Source organism: Plantactinospora sp. GCM10030261, from assembly GCF_042666615.1.
Lineage (GTDB): Bacteria > Actinomycetota > Actinomycetes > Mycobacteriales > Micromonosporaceae > KBS50.
Map to the genome: position 1 here is coordinate 114328 of NZ_JBHTDD010000006.1, position 22601 is coordinate 136928.

Here is a 22601-nt window from a genome sequence, read left to right on the forward strand (position 1 = left end):
GCGATCCCGCCGCACGGTCGGCCGGTCCGCGATCCCGCCGCACGGTCGGCCGGTCCGCGATCCGGCCGCACGGTCGGCCGGTCCGCGATCCGGCCGCACGGTCGACCGGTCCGACGACGGTGCGGCGGGGCCGATCCCGGACGGGCGACGCCGGTCAACCGACGTCACGCAACTCGGCCAGCCGGGCCTCGATCTCGGCCAGTTCCGCCCGCAGCTTGTCGGCCTGCGCCTGCGCCTCCGCCCGTTCCGCCGCCATGATCTGCTCCACCGCCTCGTGCACCCCGGGCACGTCGACAAGCGCCACCATCTTCAACGCCTCCGCGGGCTTCACCACGTACGGCTTGGCGAGGGCCTTGCTGCCCTGGGTGGCCGCCACCGTCCACTCGCCTTCGGCGTACGACAGCGTGACGGTCAACCCGGCCGGCGACTTGGACCGCGCGGCCTTGCCTGCCCGCCGCACCGGCTTCCGCTCCGCCGCGGACACACCCGGGTCGGAACTCGTCTGCTGCTCGGCCGGCATCGCCGTCTCCTTCTCCTTCCGGGCCGCCGGGGACGGCGCCTCCTTCCGGGCCGCCGGCACCGGCGCCCGGTCCAGCATGAACTCCGGTTGCGGGGCCGCCGGCTCCGGCTCGGGCTCCGGCCTGGGCTCCGCCCGCCGCGCACCCTTCGGCGGGATCCGCAGGTCGGCGGGGGAGAACGGCAACTCGTCCTTACCGAACCGCACGACCAGCCACTCGTCCGACACCGCCGGATCGGTCAGCTCCACCACCTGACCCAGTTGCCCAGCGATCTGGCCGGCCGACTCAGTGAACATCACCTTCGGCTTGCGTCCCCCGGCGAGGGTGTCCCGGATGTGCTGCAGGTCCTGGGGCGCCAACCCGGAAACAGCGGCGCGTGCGGCGGCCATCAGATTCCTCTTTCGTACACGTGTTTGATTTTCTCTGATCTTCCTACCAGGCGGGTCCGACACCGGCACCTCGACCCTCCGACGACGCGCGAAGCGTACGCGGGGGCCCGCTCACCGCCCCCACACGGACGCCACCCGGTCGCGCACCGCCGCCGCCTGCGCCCGACCGGCCCGCGCGGCCGCCGCCCGACGCGCCGGATCCAGCACATTACGGCCGATCGTCGCCCGGGCCGCCCGGTCCGGGCTCACCAGCACCACCCGTGTCGCCGCCGGCAACCGGCCCACCTGCCTGGCCACCCCCAGCGTCATCGGCGCCAACACCAGCACCCGATCGCACCCGGCCGCCAGATCCACGTTGGCCGCCGACCGCACCCCACCGTCGATGTAGCGTCGCCCGTCGATCGTCACCGGCGGCCACACCATCGGCACCGCGCAACTGGCCGCCACGGCGTCCACAAGCGACACCCCGCAGGCCCGGTCAAACACCACGAACTCCCCGGAGGCGGCGTCCACCGCCGTCACCAGCAGCCGCGGCTCCCGCGGCCACTCGTGTCCCGGCAGCCGGGCCGCGATCACCGCCCGCCGACGCGCCTCGTCCTGCGTGCGCGCCGCCAACGCGTACCGGCCGATCGCCGCCCGCGCCCGCCGCGGGTCCCGGTGCCGCACCACCGCCCACATCCAGCGCGCCAGGACCGTCCGCCCGATCCGGGCCGGCAGCTCGCTGCCCGGGCCGCGCAACTGTCCCGCGTACAGCTGCTCGATCGGGGTGCCGGTGGTCACCTGCGCCCCCACCACCGAACCGGCCGACGTCCCCACCACCAGCTCCGCCCGACCCGGGTCGACGCCGGCGTCGGCCAACCCGGCCAGCATCCCCAGCTCCCAGGCCACCCCGGTGACCCCACCACCACCGAGCACCAGCGCCGAACCACCGGACATGCGCGCCACCCATCCACCGAACGACCGCCGTGCCGCACACCGTAAACGACCTCGCGACCCGCGGCCACCGCCGCTATCCTCGGCGGCCGTGCGCATCCTGATCCTCGGCGGTACGTCCTTCGTCGGCCGGGCCATCGTCACCGACGCGCTCGCCCACGGCGTCGAGGTGACCCTGTTCCACCGTGGCCGCACCGGCACCGCCCTGTTCCCCGACGTCGAACGCCGCATCGGTGACCGGGACACCGGCGACTACACCGCGCTGCGGCACGGCACCTGGGACGCCGTCGTCGACACCACCGGCTACGTCCCCCGGCACGTCGACCAGGCCAGCACCGCCCTCGACGACCGGGTGGGCCGCTACCTGTTCATCTCCAGCAACGCCGTCTACACCCGCGCCGACGTCGGCCCCGACTCCGACGAGGACACCCCGCTTCGCCCCGCGGACCGCAGCGGCACCGAGGAACTCACCGAGGACACCTACGGCCCCCTGAAGGTCGCCTGCGAACAGGACGTCCGGACCCGCTACGGCAACCGGGCCACCATCGTGCGGCCCGGCAAGATCGCCGGGCCGCACGATCCCCAGGACACCTTCACCTACTGGGTACGCCGCGCTGCCTGCGGTGGCCGGGTCGCGCTGCCCGGCGATCCCGCGCAACCGGTCCAGGTGCTCGATGTGCGTGACCTCGGGCGATTCGTCGTCCGCCTGCTCACCGACGACCAGCCCGGCACGTTCCACGCCGTCGGTCCCGCCGAACCCACCACCCTCGCCGACCTGATCCACACCTGCGCCACCGTCGCCGGCACCCGGATCGACCTCGTACCCGTCGACCCGGCCGCCGTGGCGCCGTTCTTCCCGCTGGTCCGCGCCGACTGGTCCACCCAGCAGCGCAGTCCGGCCCGGGCCCGGGCCGCCGGGCTGCCGGCCACCCCGCTCGCCGTCACCGCCGCCGACACGCTGGCCTGGGATCGGGCCCGCGGCGAGCCTCCGCTGAGCTGCGGCCTGACCGCCCCGGAGGAGGCCCGGCTGCTCACCGGAACGTGACCGGCACCACCCCGGCGCGACCACCTCGACCGGCCCGGTCCCCGATACGCTGCGGACACGCGACGGCCACGCCGTCCACAGTGGAACGCCTCGTTCCAGGGGAGGGGACCGCATGCCCGTGACCGTGGTGACCGGCGCCAGCCGGGGGATCGGCGCCGCGACCGTCCGCCGGCTCGCCGCCGCCGGACACGACATCGTCATCGGCTACCGCCGCGACACCGCCGCCGCCGAGGCGGTGCTCGCCGACGTCCGCGCCGCCGGCCGGCGGGGGACCACCGTCGCCGGTGACACCGCCGACCCCACCGACGTGGTACGCCTGTTCGACGCCGCCGCCGACCTGGGACAGCTGACCGGCCTGGTCAACAACGCCGGCGTGGGCAGCCTGATCGGCCCGTTCGTCGACCTCGACGTGGCCGACCTGCGCCGCGTCGTCGACGTCAACCTCATCGGCTACGTCCTGTGCGCCCAGCAGGCCGCCCGGCGGATGGAAACCGGCGGCGCCATCGTCAACATCTCGTCCGCCGCCGCCACCCTCGGCAGCCCTCACGAGTACATCCACTACGCCGCCACCAAGGCCGCCACCGACACCCTCACCGTCGGCCTGGCCAAGGAACTCGCCCCACGCGGCATCCGGGTCAACACCGTCTCGCCGGGCATCATCGACACCGAGTTCCACGCCGGCTCCGGCATGCCCGACCGACCCGTCCGCGCCGCCGGCCGGATCCCGCTGGGCCGCGCCGGCACCGCCGACGAGGTCGCCGGAGCGATCACCTGGCTGCTCGGCCCCGACGCCTCCTACACCACCGGAGCCACCCTGCGCGTCGCTGGCGGCCTGTGACCCGTTGTCACCCGCGCCGGGTCCGCCAGATACCGTGCTAAGCACCCGCGCGTTCCCACAGGTGATCCACCCTGTCCGCGCCGAGGTCCGCATCTGGCGTTGACCCGGGCCGTCGACATCATCACCCGAGCGCTACGGTCCACCCGCCAGCCACCACCCGGCCCCTAAACCCCGACTCAGCCGCCCGGCAGCTCGACGCGACTGACCGTCCGGTCCACCACGTCCACCGCAAGCACGTCCGGGAACCGCAGGTCCGCCCAGAACCCGCCCGGATCCTCCAGCCCCAGGTTGGTTGCCCGGAACTCCCCGTCGTACGGCTCGTCCCGGTCCACCCTCCCGCAGCCGCGGGTCGGCACGGTGAGGACGAAACGGCCTAGCATGAACGACCACCAGCCAGCGCGGTGGCGACGACACCTACGTGGAAACGGATCCGATGTCTGCATACGCAATCGCCCACCTGAAAACGATCGCCGCGAACGGGGAAGTGGTCGAATACCTGGAACGCATCCAGGAAACACTGAGCCCTTTCGGCGGCCGCTTCCTCGTCCACGGCCCCCGCGTCGACGTCCTCGAAGGGGAGTGGCCCGGCACGATCGTCGTCATCGAGTTCCCCGACCGGGCCAGCGCCCACGCCTGGTACGACTCTCCCGCGTACCAGGACATTCTGCCCCTGCGGACCCGCAACCTCGACGCCGACGCGATCATCGTCGCCGGGGTGGGACCGGACTACGACGCGGCTGGGCTGGCAGCGGCCATGCGTACCCAGCTCGACGGCCCGGCCTGACCCTCCCGCCGGCACCGGACCGCCGGGATTCCTCCCGCCGGCACCGGACCGCCGGGCCGAGCGGCGATACTGGGCAATGTCGGACCCACGTGGCAGCATCGCGCAGGTGAGCAGCAGATCCACCGACGCGCAGCGGCTCCGCGACCTCGCGCTGCTGCGCCGCGTCCGCGACCGCATCGACCGGGAGTACGCGCAGCCCCTCGACGTCGAGGCGCTCGCCCGCGGCGTCAACATGTCCGCCGGGCACCTCAGCCGCCAGTTCCGGCAGGCGTACGGCGAATCACCGTACGCCTACCTGATGACCCGCCGCATCGAACGGGCGATGGCCCTGCTGCGCCGCGGCGACCTCAGCGTCACCGATGTCTGCTTCACGGTCGGCTGCTCGTCACTGGGCACCTTCAGCACCCGCTTCACCGAGCTGGTCGGTGTGCCGCCCAGCGTCTACCGGACGCACGCCACAACGGCCACCGCCGGCATCCCGGCGTGCGTGGCCAAACAGGTGACCAGACCGATCAGGAATCGAGAAGCTCCCGCCACGGAGCCGCAGCTAGCGTGACCGGCATGGACATCACCATTCACTCGGCCTACCTGCCACACAACGACCCGGACGCCGCCATCGCCTTCTACCGCGACACCCTCGGCTTCGAGGTCCGCAACGACGTCGGCTACCAGGGAATGCGCTGGATCACCGTCGGCCCGCCCGACCAGCCCGGAACGTCCATCGTCCTGCACCCGCCGGCGGCCGACCCAGGCGTCACCGACGACGAACGCCGCACCATCGTCGAGATGATGGCCAAAGGCACCTACGCCGGCATCAACCTGGCCAGCAACGACCTCGACGCCACTTTCGCCCGCCTGCAGGACAGCGACGCCGAGGTCGTGCAGGAACCCATCGACCAGCCGTACGGGATCCGCGACTGCGCCTTCCGCGACCCGGCCGGCAACCTGATCCGCATCCAGCAAACGCGCTGACCACGCCGGCGAGGGTCGACCGGCCCCGACACAGGGAGAGACGATGAGCAAGGCCACCCCGGCCGACCCGCACCCCGCCGACAGTCACGACCTGATCCGGGTCCGGGGCGCCCGCGAGAACAACCTCAAAGACGTCAACGTCGAGATTCCCAAGCGACGCCTGACGGTGTTCACCGGCGTCTCCGGCTCGGGCAAGAGCTCCCTGGTGTTCGGCACGATCGCCGCCGAGTCCCAACGCATGATCAACGAGACGTACAGCGCCTTCGTGCAGGGCTTCATGCCGACCCTGACCCGGCCGGAGGTCGACGTCCTCGACGGCCTGACCACCGCGATCATCGTCGACCAGGAACGGATGGGCAGCAATCCGCGCTCCACCGTCGGCACCGCCACCGACGCCAACGCGATGCTACGCATCCTGTTCAGCCGGCTCGGCCAGCCGCACATCGGCCCACCGAACGCCTACTCGTTCAACGTCCCTTCGGTACGCGCCAGCGGCGCCATCACCGTCGAACGCGGCGCCGGCAAGACCAAGACCGAGAAGGCGACATTCACCCGGCTCGGCGGCATGTGCCCCCGCTGCGAGGGCATGAGCAGAGTGACCGACTTCGACCTCACCGCGCTCTACGACGACACCAAGTCGCTCAACGAGAGCGCCATCACCATCCCCGGCTACACCATGGACGGCTGGTACGGCCGCATCTTCCGCGGCTGCGGCTTCTTCGACCCCGACAAACCCATCGGCAAGTACACCAAGACCGAACTGCACGACCTGCTGTACAAGGAACCGACAAAGGTCAAAATCGAGGGCATCAACCTCACCTACACCGGCATCATCCCGGCCATCCAGAAGTCCTTCCTGTCCAAGGACCGCGAGGCGATGCAGCCGCACATCCGCGCCTTCGTCGACCGCGCCGTCACCTTCACCACCTGCCCCGAGTGCGACGGCACCCGACTCGGCCCCGAGGCCCGCTCCTCCAAGATCAAGAACATGAACATCGCCGACGCCTGCGCCATGCAGATCAACGACCTCGCCGAATGGGTACGCGGCCTCGACGAACCCTCCGTCGCCCCGCTGCTCGACGCGCTGGGGGAGACCCTCGACTCGTTCGTCGAGATCGGCCTGGGCTACCTCAGCCTCGACCGCCCCGCCGGCACCCTGTCCGGCGGCGAGGCACAACGCGTGAAAATGGTCCGCCACCTCGGGTCGTCCCTGACCGACGTCACCTACGTGTTCGACGAACCCACAATCGGCCTGCACCCACACGACATCGCCCGCATGAACGACCTGCTGCTGCGGCTACGCGACAAGGGCAACACCGTCCTGGTCGTGGAACACAAACCGGAAGCCATCGCCATCGCCGACCACGTCGTCGACCTCGGCCCCGGCGCCGGCACCGCCGGCGGGCAGGTGGTCTTCGAAGGCACCGTGGCCGAGCTACGCGCCGCCGACACCCGCACCGGCCGCCACCTCGACGACCGGGCCCGCCTCAAACCGTCGGTACGCACCCCGACCGGAACCCTCGAGATCCGCGGCGCCGACACCCACAACCTGCGCAAGGTCGACGTCGACATCCCCCTCGGCGTCCTGACCGTCGTCACCGGCGTCGCCGGCTCCGGCAAAAGCTCCCTCATCCACGGCTCCGTGGCCCGGCGCGACGGGGTGATAGCCGTCGACCAGACCGCCATCCGCGGCTCCCGGCGCAGCAACCCGGCCACCTACACCGGGCTACTCGACCCGATCCGCAAGGCGTTCGCCAAGGCCAACGGCGTGAAACCGGCACTGTTCAGCGCCAACTCCGAAGGCGCCTGCCCCACCTGCAACGGCGCCGGCGTCATCTACACCGACCTCGCCATGATGGCCGGCGTCACCACCACCTGCGAAGACTGCGAAGGCAGGCGCTTCCAGGCCGCCGTCCTCGAATACCACCTCGGCGGCCACGACATCAGCGAAGTCCTCGCCATGTCCGTCACCAACGCCAGAGAATTCTTCGGCTCCGGCGACGCCCGCACCCCCGCCGCACACACCATCCTCGGCCGGCTCGCCGACGTCGGCCTCGGCTACCTCAGCCTCGGCCAGCCGCTGACCACCCTGTCCGGCGGCGAACGACAACGCCTCAAACTGGCCACCCACATGGCCGACAAAGGCGGCGTCTACATCCTCGACGAACCGACCTCCGGCCTGCACCTCGCCGACGTCGAACAACTCCTCGGCCTGCTCGACCGGCTCGTCGACGCCGGCAAGTCCGTCATCGTCATCGAACACCACCAGGCCGTCATGGCACACGCCGACTGGATCATCGACCTCGGTCCGGGAGCCGGCCACGACGGCGGCCGGATCGTCTTCGAAGGAACCCCCGCCGACCTCGTCGCCGACCGCACCACCCTCACCGGCCAACACCTCGCGGACTACGTCAGCGCCTGACTCAGTACGGTCTCGTGCCGGTAGGGAGCCACCGCCGGACCCGTTATCGTGTCCCGATGCGCCCGGTCACCGTCCTCGACGCGCCCTCCAACCTCGGCCTGCGGGCCCCCGCACCCGGCACCATCCCCGGCTGCTACAAGCTGGCCGGGGCACTGCGCGACCAAGGGCTGGCACGCCGGCTCGGAGCACGCGACGGCGGCGTCGTCGTCCCGCCCCGATACGACATCCACGGCTGGAAGCCGGGGGACGGCGTGCTGAACGCGGCCGCGCTCGCCCGGTACACCCGCACCCTGGCGGACCGGGTAGACGCGGTGGTCGACAGCGGCGACCTCCTGCTCCTGCTCGGGGGAGACTGCTCCATCCTGCTCGGCCCCGCGTTGGCGTTGCGTCGCCGCGGCCGCTACGGCATCGCGTACCTCGACGGATCGATCGACTTCCGACACCCGGGCAACAGCCCGTACGTCGGGGCCTCGGCGGGTGAGGGCACCGCCATCATCACCGGTCGCGGCCAGCCGGACATCGCCGACATCGACGGACTGGCACCGTACTGCCGCGTCGACGACCTGATCGTGCTGGGCGTACGCGACTACGACGAGGAACTGGCGGAGGTACGCGACCTGGGCATCACCGTCCGCACCACACCGGAGATCGTCGCGGCCGGACCAGGTGTGGTGGGGAACGACGTGGTCGGGCACTTCGCCACCTGCGACGGCTTCTTCGTGCACCTGGACGCCGACGTGCTCGACCCCTCCGTCATGCCGGCCGCCGACGCGCCCGACCCGGGCGGACTGGACTACCCACACCTGGTCGAACTGCTGCGTCCGCTGCTCGCGGCGCCCGGCTGTGTCGGCATGCAGGTCACCATCTACGACCCGGACCTCGACCCGGACGGACGCTACGCCGCCGAGTTGACCGACGCGGTCGTCGAGGCCGTCCGCGGCTGAACACCGACCCGGTCAGCTCGGCCAGCGGGGAAGGTCTGCGCCAGCCAACTGGCTCGTCGCTCGCGGTTCCGGATGGGTCTGCCTTCCGAGCAAGCCAGTGCTCGATCGTGGCGGCCAGCACGTCTGGCCAGGGCAGTCGAGGCGACAGGAGACGATCGGGCGTGACCTGCCGGCATCGCGCCAGCGAGGACCGCGGTCATGGCACCAGCTAGCGCCACTTTCGCGGAGTGGCCAGGCGGTGCGGAGGAACCCCGTTCCACAAACGTTCGATAATTGACATTATGTCAACCTGTGGGTGCGGGTGGCTCGCTCCGTCGACACACCGGGGCCTACCGCGCCCGGCTTGCCAACGTCGAACCCGGACGACGAAACAGCGGCGTCCCGGGTGGGCGGACCCACCGACATCGCTGACCTTGTGTCGATCAAGCGTCGGGACTGCCGGAGTGATCAGGTGTCGGCTGTGTCGGCGAGGCCCCGGATGCGTCGCCGGCGTCGGCGCTGAGCCGGTCGACGCACTGACCGTGACCTGACCTGACCACCCGCCGCCCTCGGCTGGCTACCGCGCGGCGTGGCCCCTGTCCCCGGCCAGCGGCCGACCGCCGGCCCGCACCGCCGGCCCGCATCACGCACCGCCGGACGCGGGCTGTCTGGGTCGGCGGGCAGCGGTAGTCGGACGTTCGGCTTACCGCCCACCCACTAGAGTTATATGCGAGAAAGATGCATAATGTCCCTTATGCAGGATGCGACCGACGAGCCCCTCCCCTCGCTGATCGACGCCTTTCTCACCGCGCTCTCGACCCGCAAACCCTCCCCACACACCGTCGCCGCGTACCGGCGCGACCTGCACGCCGTCGCCCGGTTGGTCACCGACACCCCGGCCCCACTCCCCCTGCCCGACCTGCCGCTGGGCGCGCTGTCCACCCGTACACTGCGGGCCGCCTTCGCCCGATTCGCCACCGACCGCTCCCCTGCCTCGATCCACCGCGCGTGGTCCAGCTGGAACGCGTTCTTCACGTTCCTGGTGGCCGAGGGCATCGTCGCCGGCAACCCGATGTCGGCCGTCGACCGGCCCCGCGTCCCCGCCCACTCGCCGAAGCCGCTGCGCGGTGCTGACACACCCGAAGTCCTGCTCAGCGCCGTGGCCCGGGCCGACCAGCGGCAGCGCGACCCGTGGCCGGAGCGCGACGTGGCGGTGCTCGCGCTGGCGCTGTGCGCCGGTCTTCGTCTGGCCGAGCTGCTCGATCTGCGGGTCGACTCGGTGGCCGGTCGGCCCGGTGAACGCCGGATCCACGTCGCCGGCAAGGGCGGCCGGCCGCGGATCGTGCCGATCGAGGATGACCTGGACCGGGTGGTCGGCGGCTACCTGGACAGCCGGCGGCGCCGGTTCGGTCACCGTACTGTCCGCCCGGACGGTCCGCTGCTTGTGGATCGCCGGGGTGGGCCGTTGCGCCGCGGTGGGTTGCAGTATCTGGTGGCGTCCTGTTACCGGCGGGCCGGCATCACCGACCGGGTGCCGCGCGGCGCGCAGTTGCACGCGTTGCGGCACACGTTCGCGACCCGGCTGGCCGAGGACGGCGCGAACGTCGCCGAGATCATGCGGTTGCTGGGGCATGCCAGCCTGTCGACCAGTCAGAACTACATCGAGGTCACCGCCGATGCGCAGCGCGCCGCGGTGCGCGCGAATCGCACCAACCGTGCCTTGCGGGAGTTGGCGGGTGCCGACGCCGCGGAGGCGCCTAACGTGTCAGCGCGAGCTGCCGGTCGGCATCCGGGTGCCGCCTTCCAGGCTGGAGACTGGCCGGTTTGACCGGATCCGGGGGGCCGGCTCCTGGCAATGCGCGGTGCGGCGGGTCCTCCGGGACATCGGATCCGTGGTGCCGGTTGGCGTACGAGGGCGGGCGCTGGACCCGGTCGCGGTCACGGACGCCACGATCGATGTTCAGGTGTTGTGCAGGTTGATCTGTTCCTGCATCTGCTGGGCGAAGCTTTCGGCGGTGGCCAGTTGTTCGCGGAGTGTGTTCATTCTGGTCTGGGCGGCGGTGTGGAACATGGCAAGCCGTTCACGTAGCGTGGCCCGCGTGGTGTCAGGTGTGGTGTCGCTGGCGAGGTTGTCGAGGACGGCGAGCAGGTCACGCATCTCGTGGAGGGTGAATCCGAGCGGTTTCATGCGTTTGACGACGGTGAGGCGGGCGAGGTCGGGATCGGTGTAGAGGCGGAACCCGCCCTCGCTGCGTGCCGACGGCGGGACCAGGCCGACCTCTTCGTAGTGGCGGATGGTGCGGATGCTCAGCCCGACGCGTTCGGCGACCTCGCCGGTCTGCATGTGCCGTCCCCTCATCCCACCAGTCTGCCCGGGCGGAGTCGCCGCGGTCGTCAGTGACCTTGAGGGTGCCGGCGAGGGTGTCGTGCATGGCGGCGCTGGGCTCGTTGAATCCGACGATCTCGACCCTCTTGTTCCTGGTGGCGTACCTGGTGGTGATGGCGTCCAGCGCGGCGACGGAGGACGCGTCCCAGATGTGTGCCTGGGACAGGTCGATCACAACGTTGTTAGGGTCGTTCGCGTAGTCGAACTGGTAGGCGAGGTCGTTGCTGGAGGCGAAGAACAGTTCGCCGTGCACCGAGTAGATGCGGGTGGTGCCGTCTGGGTCCAGCACGCTGGTGACCTCGGCCAGGTGTGCCACCCGGCGGGCGAAGATGACCATCGCGGTCAGCACGCCGAGCACGACGCCGACGGCGAGGTTGTGGCTGGCCAGGGTCGCCGCGACGGTGGTCACCATGACGATGGTCTCCCCCACGGCATCCGTTTCAGTGTGGCCGGCGCGATGCTGTGCCAGTCGAACGTCGCCACCGACACGATGATCATCACGGCGACCAGGGCGGCCATCGGGATCAGCGCCACCACGTCGCCCAGCGCTACGACGAGGACGAGCAGGAACACGCCGGCGAGGAACGTCGATAGGCGGGTACGGGCACCGGATGCCTTCACATTGATCATCGTTTGGCCGATCATCGCGCAGCCGCCCATGCCGCCGAAGAAGCCGGTGACGATGTTCGCGACACCCTGTCCCCAGGACTCGCGGGTCTTGTTGGAGTGGGTGTCGGTGATGTCGTCGACGAGTTTGGCCGTCATCAGCGACTCCAGCAGCCCCACCAGGGCGATGCCCAGCGCGTACGGGGCGATCAGCTGGAGGGTGGCCAGGGTGAACGGCACATCGGGCAGTCCGAACAGCGGCAGGCTGTCCGGCAGGGTGCCTTCGTCGCCGACGTTCGGCACGGCGACGTGGGCGACGGCCGTGAACACCGTGAGTGCGATGATCGCCACCAGCGGAGCCGGGACGGCGGCCAGGATGGAGAATGAGATCGCCTCCGGGATCAGCGCGAGTGCCACGACGAGGCCGGCGAGGACCTCGGTGCGTAGCACCGGTGGTGACAGCCACGACGGGCGGGACGGGTGGCGGGCAGCCGACAGCAGCGCAGCCATGCAGCTCTGTGTCGCCGGTGGCATGTGGGCCGGCCGCGAAGCCGTACGTCAGACGTAGACGTCGGAGATCGCGGCGTGGACGCGCTCGCGGGCGGCGCCCGCCGGATAGACGCCGATGAGGACGTAGTAGGCCATCCCCTCGGCGAGTGCGACAAGTGTCACGGCGGTCCCGCCGGCATCAGTATCCGGTTGGAGTCGGCCGCGGCGTTGGTCGCGGCGTAGCAACTCCGCCAACCGGCGATGAAGGGTGGCGTAGTCATCCCGCAGCCGGGCGGCGATGGCCTTGTCGGCCAGGGCGGCCGCGGTGAATGACTGCCGCACCCGCATATGGGCGCGTGTGGTGGCGTCGTAGGGGATCAGCTCGGTGAGGACGACGGTGAGCACGTGTCGCGGATCGCTGGCGCCGCCGTCGGGGGTCGCGGCGGCGATGCGGGCGCTGGCCAGGCTGTTGCCCCGTTCGAACGCAGCCTCGATCAGTTGTTGTTTGGCCGGGAAGTAGTGCTGGACGCGCCCAGGTGACACGCCCGCCTGGGCGGCGACGGCGGCCTGCGACACCGCCGCCAGCCCGTTCTCGGCGACAATGGCCAGCACCGCGTCGGCGATGTCGGTACGCCGCTGCTCGTGGTGGAGGCCTACGCCTCGGGTGCCACCAACCATCACCTCTCCCCCGGGCTCACATCGGTTTGACCTGGCGGCTCTCGCCTGGCTAGCGTCTGAAGCCTATCAAAGCAATGTGATCACATCGGTTTGATGGTGGGGAGGCGTCCATGGCACCACGGCGAACCGGCGACGATCCGCCTTCGCCGCCAGCCGGGAACCAGGAGCCGATGCGTCACACAACGGCCACGGTGGTGCTGGCACTGGCATGCGCGGCGCAGTTCATGGTGGTCCTCGACGTGTCAGTGGTGAACGTCGCCCTGCCATCGATCCAGCGGGTCCTGGACCTACCACCAACCCGACTCCAGTGGGTGGCCAACGCCTACGCGCTGATGTTCGCAGGCTTCCTCCTGCTCGGCGGACGACTGGCCGACCTGTACGGACGCAAGCGGACCTTCAGTGCCGGGTTGGGACTGTTCACGGTCGCCAGCCTCATCGGTGGGCTCGCCACCACCGCCGAGGTCCTGATCGCCGCCCGTGCGATGCAGGGACTGGGCGCCGCGGTGCTGGCACCGGCGACGTTGACGATGCTCACCGCGACCTTCCCGGAAGGAGCCCGCCGCACCCGCGCCCTGGCCATCTGGACCGCGGTCAGCCTGGCCGGCGGCGCGGCCGGCAACCTGCTCAGCGGCGCCCTTACGCAGTACCTGACATGGCGATCAACCCTATTGATCAACCTGCCGATCGGGGCGACAGCCATCGCCCTGATCACCGCCGTCGTGACCGACGACCACCCCCGGGAACGCGCGGGCCGGCTGGACCTCCCCGGCGCGATGCTGGCCACCGTCGGCCTGGCCACGCTCACCTACGGCATCACCGCGGCGCACACCGACGGATGGGTCGACCCGGCACCCCTGACCGCCCTGTCCACCGGGCTGACCGCCCTCACCGCGTTCGTGCTGACCCAGGCACGGACAACCCGACAGCCACTCCTGCCGCTGCGGTTGCTCCGCCCCCGCGCGATCTGGCTGGGCAACCTGCTGACCCTGCTCGTCGGCGCCGCCTTCCAGATCTCCATGTGGTACTTCCTGACCCTGTACATGCAACACGTACTCGGCTTCACCGCTCTGCAAACCGGCCTTGGGTTCCTTCCCCACACCCTGCTGACGCTGCTCGTCGGACTGCGCCTCACCCCCTGGCTGATGCGGCATATTCCCAGCCGGACACTGATCGCCACCGGTGGCCTTGTCGCCGCCGCCGGCTTCTGGTGGCAGAGCCACCTCACCGCGGACAGCACCTACTGGTCCGGCGTGCTCGCTCCGGCGACCGCCCTGTCGATCGGCGGTGGCCTGCTCGTCACCCCCCTGACCGCCACCGTGACCTCCGGCGTTCCCACCGCCGACGCCGGCGCCGCCTCCGGGCTCATGAACACCACCAAACAGGTGGGTGGCGCCGTCGGCCTGGCCACCCTCATCACCCTCACCAACCCCGGTTCCGGCACGCCCCAACAACCCGCCACCGCGTACAGCCACGCCTTCGCGATCACCGCCATGGCCCTCGCCGCCGTCGCCCCCCTGGCGCTCGCCCTCCCAGCACGACCGGACCCACTGGAACACCGACGAGCACGCGGAACAAGCAGCGCATGACGTCGTACCCCCCGAGTCAGCGACGTCGGCGGTGCCGTTCCCCTCGAAGCCGTACGACGTCAGTCGGCGACATCACAGGCATACACGGTGGAACTGCGCCGGACCCGCATCCCCACCCGTTCGTACAGGGCCAGCGCGCCGGTGTCCGAATGGGTCGCCAGCATGACGCGCCGCTGCCCGCGCTGGTGGCCGGCGCGGAACGCGTACCGCAGCAACAACCGGGCGATCCCCCGGTGCCGATGGTCGCGGCGTACCGCCACCCGCTCCACGTAGCCGTCGCCGTCGTGGTCGGATCCGTCGAGGGACAGCACCGCGCCGACCAGGGCGTCACCGGCGAACGCCAGCGGCGACAGCTCCGCGGCGAAACTCGTGCGCCGCACGGTGAGCCGGGCCCATTCGTCGTACGTGTGGCGGCGCGGTTGCCACTCCGCGAACGCGTCCTCGACCAGCTGGTACACGGAGGTCTCGTCACCGGCGCGGAACGGGCGCACCGTGACGCCGGCCGGCGGTGTCGGCACCTGCGGTTCACCGGCCAGGTCGATCCCCAGCAACCATTCGCTGACCAGCGGGGTGAACCCCCGGTCGCGCAGCAGGGCCGCCGCGGCCCGGTCGGCGTCCGGCACGGTCTGGGTGAGTCGGGTGGTGCCCCGTGCCCGTGCCCGCCGGCACGCCCAGGTCAGCAGGAAGGCGCCGATGCCACGGCCGTGGTGCCCCGGGTGCACGTCGACGACGCAGCGCCGGTCCACCCAGGCCCAGCCGGCCAGGTCGCCCGGCGGGGCGTACACCAGGATGCTGTCGGCGGCCGGATCAAGGCCGGGCCGGGACAGTTCGGCGGCGATCCGGTCGGCGTCGGCTTCGGCCCGCCCGTGCAGGGCCTGTTCGCAGGCGGTGACCAGGCGGTGGATCTCGGAGACGTCCGCGAGGTTCGCGGGCCGGGCCCGGTAGCCGGGCGGTGGGAGAAGGTCAGACATGCCGGCAGGGTGCCGGAGTCGGCCCGGGGGCCGCTATTCTTGCGCCGGAAGGCGTAACGATGACTCTGCTCCGGTTCGGCCCGGCCGCTCTCGCGCGGTCCCGGTTCGCCATCTCCCCCCTCGCCGAGACACTGGGCGCGTTGATCGCGCTACACCGTGCCACCCCGCCGCCGTGGCTGGCCGGCTGGCACGCCCGACACCAACCCGCCTACCGGTCCTGGCTGGCCGGCGACGAGGTCGCCGCCGGGCTGCTGGGTCTGGTGGCCGCGACCAAATGGCTGCCGGACACGGTCACCCCGCCACCCGCCGGCGGCTTGGACACCGACCTCGACGACGAACTCGCCGTCGTCGCGGCGCATCCGGACGACGCGGTACGCGCCAGCATGGCCGACGCGCTGGCCGCGAGCTGGCAGCCCCCTGCCGTCGAATGGCTGGCCGCGGATGATCTGGCGGCCGGTGTCGCGGGCGTGCTGCGGGTGGGGTGGGAGCGGTTCGTGGCGCCGGACTGGCCACGTCGGCGGGCGGTTCTGGAACGCGACATCACGCACCGGGTGGGACTGATCGGCTCCCACGGGTGGCGGCGGGCGGTGGTCGGCATGACCGGTCGGGTCACCTGGGTGGGGCGGGACGCGATCTGGTTCAGCGACCAGCCGTTCCCGGACCGGTCGATCAGTGACGAGGGGCTGGTGTTCGTTCCGTACACGTCTGGTGGTGGCTGGTGGACGTGCGAGGACCCGCCGCGGTACGCCCTGGTGTATCCCGCCCGCGGTGCCGGCGCGCCGGAGTATCGGGCCGCCGGTGCGGCGGATCCGTTGGCGACGTTGCTCGGCCCGGGCCGGGCTCGGGTGCTGCGGGAACTGGCCCGCCCGGCGACGAGCACCCAGCTCGCCGGTTCCCTTCGGGTGTCTCTCGGCACGGTCAGCGGCCACCTGGCGGTGCTGCGGGCCGGTGGGGTGGTGACCGGTGCCCGCGCGGGCCGTCGGGTCGTCTATCACCGTACGGCCGAGGGTGAGGCGCTTGCCGCGTTGTTCGGCCCCGACTGACCGGGCGGATCAGACCAGGTCGACGACGAGTGGGCGGTGGTCGGAGATCGCCGAGATGGGGGTGCTGACGGAGGCGACGGTTGTCAGCCGCTGCCCACCGTCGGGGTCCACCATGACGTGGTCGAGTTGCACCCGTGGCTGGGCGGCGGGATAGGTGGCCGCCCGGCCCAGTGGGCGCCAGCCGGTCACCGCGGCGGCGACGCCGGCCGGCACGTTCAGGTCGCCCAGCAGCACCCGGGGCGCCGGCAGGTCGCGTAGCGCGCGGACCACCTGCCGCAGTTGGTAGGCGTTCCAGCCGGGTACGAACGACAGGTGCGTCGCCGCCGCTGTCACGTCTCCGAACGGGGTTTGCAGCACCGCCGCCAGCAGCACCCGGGGCTCGTCGTGCAGCAGGATGAACCCGTTGCCCGGCACGTAGACCGGGGACCGCACGGGCGCGGGTTTGAGTCGGGTCACCCGCCACGCCCGGGCCGGATAGCGGCTGACCAGGCCGATTCCGTAGCAGGGTTCACCGTGTCCGTCGTCGTCGTGGGTCAGCGGCCGGAACCGCTCCCCCGGTGTGCCGACGACGGCCGCGGCGAACTGGTGCGACGGGGCGTCGAGGGCTTTGGCCGCCACCGCGGTCAGGTCGAGTTTGCCGCTACGCGACTGGTCCCGGTCGACCTCCTGCAACGCCAGGATGTCGGCGTCCAGGGCGCTGACCGCGGTGGCGAGGCGGTCGGCGTCGACGAGGCCGTCATGCGGGGATCGGCCGTGCAGGAGATTGAAGGTCACCAGGCGCACCCCTGCACCCTACGGCCCGGTGTGGCACAGTCGCTGCGTGATCAAGGTGCTGCTCTGCTCGATGCTGCTGTTCGTGGCCGTGGGAGCGGTCGGGGTCGCGCTGCGGCGGATGCGGTCCGACCGTCGCTGGCGGTGACTGCCGGGCGGCCGGGAGCCGGTCGGCCGGTCCTTCGCGGTAACGTCCGCGCCGCCGACGCGGACCGTCGCTGACGGTCGGAGCCGCTGGTTGCGGTGCTCGCGCGAGGTGGGGTCAGCCCGGTGCTGGCATCGCGCCGGCGAGGACCGCGGTCACTGTTCCGCGGACGGCGCTTGTCGGTGGTGTTGCCCCGGTCCGGTCGGCGAACAGCAGGTGGGTGCTGCCGATCAGCATGGCGGCGAGGGTGTCGACGTCGGTGTGTGGTGCGACGCGGCCCAGGTCGCGTTCGGCGGCGAGGTAGGTGGCGATCGTGGTCGCGGCTTCGGTGAGCACCGGGACGCCGGCGGGCCAGGTGTCCCGTAGTCGGGCGCGCAGTTCGTCGCGGAAGGTGATCAGGGCGACGAGTGCGACCGCGACCGAGCCGAACAGGCTGGTCAGTGCGGTGGTGAGGTTGTCGACGACGGTGCCGGTGCCGGCCGATTCGCGGAGCGCGGCGGCCTGGGGGTCCATGCGGTGGACGCGGTCGAGCACGAATTCGGCGAGGAAGGCGTCGAAGTCGGCGAAGTGCCGGTGCAGGACGCCCTTGGCGCAGCCGGCCTCGGCGGTGACCGCTCGGCTGGTCAGCCCGCTCGGCCCGTCCCGGAGCAGGATGCGGTCGGCGGCGTTGAACAGTTGTTGGCGGACGTCGCGGATGGCTGTTCCTGTCGGCACCGAGGTCCCTTTCCGTTGCCTGTCTGAGGTTACCCTGTTGCCGAGTGGGCGATTGCCCACTTAAGGTGGGCGCATGCCCACTCAGTCTGCGCGACCCTCGCCCGACTCCCACCAGCACCGCCAAGCAGCGGAGTCCTTCGGCGTGGACCCGGAACGCTACGACCGCACCCGACCCGCCTACCCCGACGCCCTCGTCCACCGGATCGTCGCCGCCAGCCCCGGACCCGACATCCTCGACGTCGGTTGCGGCACCGGCACGGCCGCCCGGCAGTTCCAGGCCGCCGGCTGCACCGTCCTGGGCATCGAACCCGACACCCGGATGGCCGAGTTCGCCCGCCGCGACGGACTCGACGTCGAAGTCACCACCTTCGAGACCTGGAACGCCGCCGGACGCACCTTCGACGCCGTCATCGCCGCGACCGCCTGGCACTGGGTGGACCCGGTGGCGGGGACCAGCACCGCCGCCCACGTCCTGCGTCCGGGCGGCCTGCTGGCACCGTTCTGGCACGTGGCGCAGCTGCCGTCGGCGGTGGCAGAGGCCCTCGCCACCGCGTTCGAACAGGCCGTACCCGACGCGCCGGTCAACCTGCGCTCCATGGGAACGGCCCTGGACACCTACGAGAAGATGTTCGACAAGGCCGCCGACGCCATCCGCGCGACCGACGGGTTCGACGAGCCACAACTGTGGCGCCACGACTGGGAGAAGACCTACACCCGGGACGAGTGGCTCGACCAGGTCCCCACCTCCGGCCTCTTCACCCGCCTCCCCCGGGAGGCCCTCGACCGGATCCTCACCGCCGTCGGCACCGCCATCGACGCGCTTGGCGGCGAGCTGACCGTCCCGTACGCCACCGTCGCGGTGGCCGCCGTTCGTCGCGGCTGATTGCGTCCGCTTCTTCGTTGGTGTGGTCGTCACCGTTGTGGCGACCACACCAGCTACAGATTCCTAGGATGCTAGCTCAATCGTTCGGTCATCTGTGAAGGCACGAGAATTGAGCGCGGCGTCCACGGCCGCCTGCAGCGACGGCACCACCGCCACCCCGAGGTGCGCGAAATGCCCGCGGGCCCACAACCTGGCCGCCGCCGGCGCCGCCAGCGGTCATCGGTGATCCCCCGCGCTCGGACCGGTCGTCGCGGTCGAACGGGACGAGGACGCCCGGAGATAGTCGTCGATCTCGGCCAGCACGGCGGCCTTGCCCGCGGCGTCGAGGAACGAGTACCGCACGGCCTGGCGGGCCAACTCGGCCACGCCGCGCTCGTCGAGGTCGAGCAGATCCGCGGCCACCTGGTACTCCCTGTTGAGGGTGGTGGAGAACATGGGCGGGTCGTCGGAGTTGACGGTGACCGGCACGCCGGCGGCCACCAACCGCGGCAGCGGATGCTCGGCCAGCGACGGCACCGAGCGGGTACAGGCGTTGGAGGTCGGGCACACCTCCAGGGCGATGTCGTGCTCGCGAAGGTAAGCCATCAACTCGGGGTCACGGGCGGCGGCGATGCCGTGACCGATGCGTTCCGCGCCGAGATGGCGTACCGCGTCCCAGACGGTCTGCGGACCGGTCGACTCCCCGGCGTGCGGAACGCTGCGCAGCCCGGCTGCCCGCGCGGCGGCAAAGTGTTCGGCGTACCGGGCGCGGGAGATTCCGGACTCCGGACCGCCCAGCCCGAAGCTGACCAGCCCGTCCGGGCGCTGTTTGAGCGCCACCTCCAGGGTGACGTCGGCGCCGGTCATCGTGGGCTCGCCCGGGATGTCGAAACACCAGCGCAGCTGGATACCGTGGTCGCGGGCGGCCCGCAGCCGGGCGTCCTCCACCGCCTCGCAGAACGCCTCGGCCGGGATACCACGCACGATCGAGGAGTACGGGGTCAGCGTCAACTCGACGTACCGCACCGACTGGGCAGCCAGGCCGGCGCCGATGTCGTAGGTGAGCGTCGCCACGTCCTCGGCGTCGCGGATCAGGTCCACCACCGACAGGTACACCTCGACGAAGTGCGCGAAGTCGGTGAACGTGAAGTACTCGGCCAGCAACGCCGGGTCGGCGGGCACCGCAGTGGTCCCGGCGTGCCGTTCGGCCAGCCGAGCCACGGTCTGCGGTGTCGCCGACCCGACGTGGTGAACATGCAGTTCGACCTTGGGCAGGCCGGCGATGAAGTCAGTCAGGTCCGTTGCCATATGCACATCCCTCACCGTGCGGGTGATCCGCCGGAAGGGCGGCGGCCTCCCCGGCGGGAGGCGCCCTTGGACCAAGGAACGGGCCGAGCGTGGCGGAGGGTCATCCGTCGCAGCGCCTCTCGGCCCGTAACGGCACGCTAACAAGATCGCGTGGTGACGACAACCCTCCGCGACGCGCCACGCTCGCCGCCAGCGGGACTCTGCCGAACATTGATCTCAGGGCGCCGACCCGGCGAAACCGAGATGGTTCGCCGCGGCGCTGCGGGCCCATCCCGAGCCCCGGGGGCGGTCCCTCGACGGCTAGCCGGCGGTCGTATCGAGGGCCTGCGGCATGGCCGCGACCGTCAGCCGGCTGACGGGCCGGCGCGCGCCCCCGTGGTCCGCGCCGGCCCGGCCGAGTCGACAGGCGCAGCGGGTCAGTGACGCGCCGCCAGTTCGGTCAGCAGATCCCGTTCGACGCGCGGATCGAGGCCCACCACCGGCCGGTCCGGGCGTTGCGGTGGCTCGCCACCGGGCAGGCCACGCAGCCATGCCCAGGTGTCGGCCACCGTCTCGGTCACCGGGCGACAGCGCAGCCCGGCCGCCAACGCCCGACCGACGTCACCGCGGTGCATCGCGTCGTGCGCCTCCCCCGGCGGCAACCAGATCGGCACCTGCGTCCACGGCTCGATCCCGGCCGCCAGGATCGGCTCCGGATCGGTCCACCGCAGGTCGGCGTCCGACCCGGTCGCCGCCACGCAGGCCGTGAGCAGGTCGGCCATGGTGGCGTGCCCGGTCCGGCTGACCAGGTTGTACGGGCCGGACAGCCCCTCCCGCGCCGCGTGCAGCGTCCACTCGGCCAGATCCCGCACGTCGATGTACTGCAACGGCAGGTCGGCCGGACCGGGAGCGAGCACCGGACCGCCGCGGGCGATGCGGCGCAGCCACCACGGAAGCCGACCGATGTCCTCCCCCGGCCCCAGGATCAGACCGGCCCGGATCAGCAGCGCCCGGTCCCCGAACACGTCGGTGGCGGCCAGTTCCCCGCCGCGCTTGGCCCGGGCGTAGTCGACGTCGCCGTCGTCCGGGTCGGCGTCGACAAGCGGACCGTCCTCCGGCAGGCCGGGCGGCGCCGGATAGGCGTACACCGAACGGCTGGAGACGTAGAGGTACCGGCCGACCCGATCGGCCAACGCCCGGGCCGCGTCCCGTACCACCGACGGCGCCGCCGACCAGGTGTCCACCACCACGTCCCACTCACCGGTGGCCAACGCCGACAGATCCCCGGTGCGGTCGCCGAGCAGGGACCGGGCACCCGGCGGCGGTGCGTTGCGGCCCCGGTGGAAGGTGGTGACCTCCCAGCCCCGGGCCAGCGCCCCCGTGACGATCGCCGGACCGACGAAACCTGTCCCGCCCAACATCAGCATCCGCATGCCGGCCATCATGCCCGCGCCCGCCGACGAGCCGACCGCCGTACTGCTGACAGCAGAAAGCGGAATGCCTCAGCGGCGTCGGCAGGTGTACGCGCCGTAGATGTCCGCCGCGTACGACACGTCGAGGATGTCGAAGCCGGCGGCGTCCAGCATCGGCTCGAACAGCCACCGGTAGGTGCTGAACTCGGTGCGCAGGTGGGTCACGTAGTCGTCCCGGGTGTAGCCGGCGGCCGGATCGTCGGCCGCCCCGGCCAACCAGCGGTCCACGAGTGGGACCACCCCGTCCGGGGCCACGTCGAAGATCAGGTCCCGGATCCGCAGCAGGCCGCCGGGGCGCAGCGACCGCGCGATCCGGTGCAACGCCACCGCCTTGAAGAAGTCCGGCACCTGGTGCAGGGCGTGTCGGGTGTAGACGACGTCGGCCGGCGCACCGGTGTGCGCGTAACTGAGGAACCCGGCGCGGACACACTCGACGTTCGTCAGCCGGTCCCGGGCGGCGGCGCCGGCCACGTGGGCCAGCATCGCCGGCGAGACGTCCACCGCCACCACGCGGGCCACCTGACGGGCCGCGGCCAGCGCGAACCGTCCGGTGCCGGCGCCCAGGTCCAGCACCGTGGCCGAGGCCGGCATTCCGTGGGTACGCAGCACCGCCAGGTCGTCGTCGACCGGGTCGCTGCCGGACTTGCGGTCGTAGCCGGCGACGTACCCGGCGTCCAGGTGCTCCGGTCCGGCGAAGGCCAACTCGTCGATCATCCAGGGCTCGGTCACCGGGCGATGGTGCCAGGACGGCGGCCCGCCGCGCAGCC

General features: G+C 71.6%; 21 protein-coding genes, 2 pseudogenes and 1 riboswitch. Of the genes and pseudogenes, 11 read left to right on the top strand and 12 right to left on the bottom strand.

Annotated elements, in window-relative coordinates; all coding sequences use genetic code 11:
* Positions 1 to 154 precede the first annotated feature (154 nt).
* Positions 155 to 907 carry a hypothetical protein gene (locus ACFQUZ_RS09750; protein ID WP_377440390.1) on the bottom strand — a complete coding sequence of 251 codons (753 nt, stop codon included), beginning with the start codon at positions 905 to 907 and terminating at the stop codon, positions 155 to 157.
* 111 nt (positions 908 to 1018) lie between these two features.
* Positions 1019 to 1843, bottom strand: coding sequence for a patatin-like phospholipase family protein (locus ACFQUZ_RS09755; protein ID WP_377440393.1), 825 nt, complete (start codon positions 1841 to 1843; stop codon positions 1019 to 1021).
* An 88-nt stretch (positions 1844 to 1931) separates the two neighbouring features.
* Here ACFQUZ_RS09755 and ACFQUZ_RS09760 point away from each other — a divergent pair, with 88 nt between their 5' ends.
* The gene (locus ACFQUZ_RS09760; RefSeq protein WP_377440395.1) at positions 1932 to 2885 is read left to right on the top strand and encodes an NAD-dependent epimerase/dehydratase family protein; all 954 of its coding nucleotides are present in this window, start codon (positions 1932 to 1934) and stop codon (positions 2883 to 2885) included.
* A 112-nt stretch (positions 2886 to 2997) separates the two neighbouring features.
* Entirely contained in the window at positions 2998 to 3723 is a 726-nt protein-coding gene (locus ACFQUZ_RS09765) for an SDR family oxidoreductase (RefSeq protein WP_377440398.1), read from the top strand.
* Between the two features lie 176 nt (positions 3724 to 3899).
* On the opposite strand, the gene ACFQUZ_RS09770 is transcribed toward ACFQUZ_RS09765, so the two are convergent.
* Positions 3900 to 4103 carry a hypothetical protein gene (locus ACFQUZ_RS09770; RefSeq protein WP_377440401.1) on the bottom strand — a complete coding sequence of 68 codons (204 nt, stop codon included), beginning with the start codon at positions 4101 to 4103 and terminating at the stop codon, positions 3900 to 3902.
* A gap of 53 nt (positions 4104 to 4156) precedes the next feature.
* On the opposite strand from ACFQUZ_RS09770, the gene ACFQUZ_RS09775 reads away from it, so the two are divergent.
* The 6 genes and pseudogenes from ACFQUZ_RS09775 to ACFQUZ_RS09800 all read left to right on the top strand — a co-directional run.
* On the top strand, positions 4157 to 4507 hold the full coding sequence (locus tag ACFQUZ_RS09775; RefSeq protein ID WP_377440402.1) for a DUF1330 domain-containing protein: 351 nt from the start codon (positions 4157 to 4159) through the stop codon (positions 4505 to 4507).
* 76 nt (positions 4508 to 4583) lie between these two features.
* Positions 4584 to 5063, top strand: coding sequence for a helix-turn-helix transcriptional regulator (locus ACFQUZ_RS09780; RefSeq protein ID WP_377440404.1), 480 nt, complete (start codon positions 4584 to 4586; stop codon positions 5061 to 5063).
* 5 nt (positions 5064 to 5068) lie between these two features.
* Positions 5069 to 5479: a VOC family protein gene (locus ACFQUZ_RS09785; RefSeq protein WP_377440407.1), complete on the top strand. Its 411-nt coding sequence runs from the start codon at positions 5069 to 5071 to the stop codon at positions 5477 to 5479.
* Positions 5480 to 5522: 43 nt separating this feature from the next.
* Positions 5523 to 7901 carry an ATP-binding cassette domain-containing protein gene (locus tag ACFQUZ_RS09790; RefSeq protein WP_377440410.1) on the top strand — a complete coding sequence of 793 codons (2379 nt, stop codon included), beginning with the start codon at positions 5523 to 5525 and terminating at the stop codon, positions 7899 to 7901.
* A gap of 56 nt (positions 7902 to 7957) precedes the next feature.
* Positions 7958 to 8845 carry an arginase family protein gene (locus ACFQUZ_RS09795; protein WP_377440412.1) on the top strand — a complete coding sequence of 296 codons (888 nt, stop codon included), beginning with the start codon at positions 7958 to 7960 and terminating at the stop codon, positions 8843 to 8845.
* A gap of 733 nt (positions 8846 to 9578) precedes the next feature.
* Positions 9579 to 10556 (top strand): annotated as a pseudogene (locus tag ACFQUZ_RS09800) (tyrosine-type recombinase/integrase); the annotation flags it as partial.
* A 228-nt stretch (positions 10557 to 10784) separates the two neighbouring features.
* Here the strand turns inward: ACFQUZ_RS09800 and ACFQUZ_RS09805 are convergent.
* The 3 genes and pseudogenes from ACFQUZ_RS09805 to ACFQUZ_RS09815 all read right to left on the bottom strand — a co-directional run bounded on the left by ACFQUZ_RS09805 (position 10785) and on the right by ACFQUZ_RS09815 (position 12983).
* The gene (locus ACFQUZ_RS09805) at positions 10785 to 11183 is read right to left on the bottom strand and encodes a MerR family transcriptional regulator (protein WP_377440415.1); all 399 of its coding nucleotides are present in this window, start codon (positions 11181 to 11183) and stop codon (positions 10785 to 10787) included.
* Positions 11184 to 11229: 46 nt separating this feature from the next.
* Positions 11230 to 12326: pseudogene (locus ACFQUZ_RS09810) on the bottom strand (SulP family inorganic anion transporter); the annotation flags it as partial.
* A gap of 48 nt (positions 12327 to 12374) precedes the next feature.
* The gene (locus ACFQUZ_RS09815; protein WP_377440418.1) at positions 12375 to 12983 is read right to left on the bottom strand and encodes a TetR family transcriptional regulator C-terminal domain-containing protein; all 609 of its coding nucleotides are present in this window, start codon (positions 12981 to 12983) and stop codon (positions 12375 to 12377) included.
* A 170-nt stretch (positions 12984 to 13153) separates the two neighbouring features.
* Between ACFQUZ_RS09815 and ACFQUZ_RS09820 the strand changes: the two genes are divergently transcribed.
* Positions 13154 to 14569, top strand: a complete 1416-nt coding sequence (locus ACFQUZ_RS09820) for an MFS transporter (protein WP_377440420.1) — start codon at positions 13154 to 13156, stop codon at positions 14567 to 14569.
* A gap of 59 nt (positions 14570 to 14628) precedes the next feature.
* Here the strand turns inward: ACFQUZ_RS09820 and ACFQUZ_RS09825 are convergent, their stop codons facing one another.
* Positions 14629 to 15540 carry a GNAT family N-acetyltransferase gene (locus ACFQUZ_RS09825; protein WP_377440422.1) on the bottom strand — a complete coding sequence of 304 codons (912 nt, stop codon included), beginning with the start codon at positions 15538 to 15540 and terminating at the stop codon, positions 14629 to 14631.
* A 59-nt stretch (positions 15541 to 15599) separates the two neighbouring features.
* Between ACFQUZ_RS09825 and ACFQUZ_RS09830 the strand changes: the two genes are divergently transcribed.
* The gene (locus tag ACFQUZ_RS09830) at positions 15600 to 16583 is read left to right on the top strand and encodes an ArsR/SmtB family transcription factor (protein WP_377440425.1); all 984 of its coding nucleotides are present in this window, start codon (positions 15600 to 15602) and stop codon (positions 16581 to 16583) included.
* Positions 16584 to 16592: 9 nt separating this feature from the next.
* On the opposite strand, the gene ACFQUZ_RS09835 is transcribed toward ACFQUZ_RS09830, so the two are convergent.
* Both ACFQUZ_RS09835 and ACFQUZ_RS09840 read right to left on the bottom strand, forming a co-directional pair.
* On the bottom strand, positions 16593 to 17366 hold the full coding sequence (locus ACFQUZ_RS09835) for an endonuclease/exonuclease/phosphatase family protein (protein WP_377440427.1): 774 nt from the start codon (positions 17364 to 17366) through the stop codon (positions 16593 to 16595).
* A 250-nt stretch (positions 17367 to 17616) separates the two neighbouring features.
* A complete protein-coding gene (locus ACFQUZ_RS09840) occupies positions 17617 to 18213 on the bottom strand; it encodes a TetR/AcrR family transcriptional regulator (RefSeq protein WP_377440429.1) in 597 nt (198 codons plus the stop codon).
* A gap of 73 nt (positions 18214 to 18286) precedes the next feature.
* On the opposite strand from ACFQUZ_RS09840, the gene ACFQUZ_RS09845 reads away from it, so the two are divergent.
* Positions 18287 to 19096: a class I SAM-dependent methyltransferase gene (locus ACFQUZ_RS09845; RefSeq protein WP_377440430.1), complete on the top strand. Its 810-nt coding sequence runs from the start codon at positions 18287 to 18289 to the stop codon at positions 19094 to 19096.
* A gap of 216 nt (positions 19097 to 19312) precedes the next feature.
* Here the strand turns inward: ACFQUZ_RS09845 and ACFQUZ_RS09850 are convergent, their stop codons facing one another.
* From ACFQUZ_RS09850 to ACFQUZ_RS09860, 3 genes are all read right to left on the bottom strand, one after another.
* Positions 19313 to 20383: an adenosine deaminase gene (locus ACFQUZ_RS09850; RefSeq protein ID WP_377440431.1), complete on the bottom strand. Its 1071-nt coding sequence runs from the start codon at positions 20381 to 20383 to the stop codon at positions 19313 to 19315.
* 51 nt (positions 20384 to 20434) lie between these two features.
* A riboswitch (S-adenosyl-L-homocysteine riboswitch) is annotated at positions 20435 to 20510 on the bottom strand.
* 289 nt (positions 20511 to 20799) lie between these two features.
* Complete coding sequence (locus ACFQUZ_RS09855; RefSeq protein ID WP_377440433.1) at positions 20800 to 21795, bottom strand: NAD-dependent epimerase/dehydratase family protein; 996 nt, start codon at positions 21793 to 21795, stop codon at positions 20800 to 20802.
* Positions 21796 to 21864: 69 nt separating this feature from the next.
* Complete coding sequence (locus ACFQUZ_RS09860) at positions 21865 to 22563, bottom strand: class I SAM-dependent methyltransferase (RefSeq protein ID WP_377440434.1); 699 nt, start codon at positions 22561 to 22563, stop codon at positions 21865 to 21867.
* Positions 22564 to 22601 lie beyond the last annotated feature (38 nt).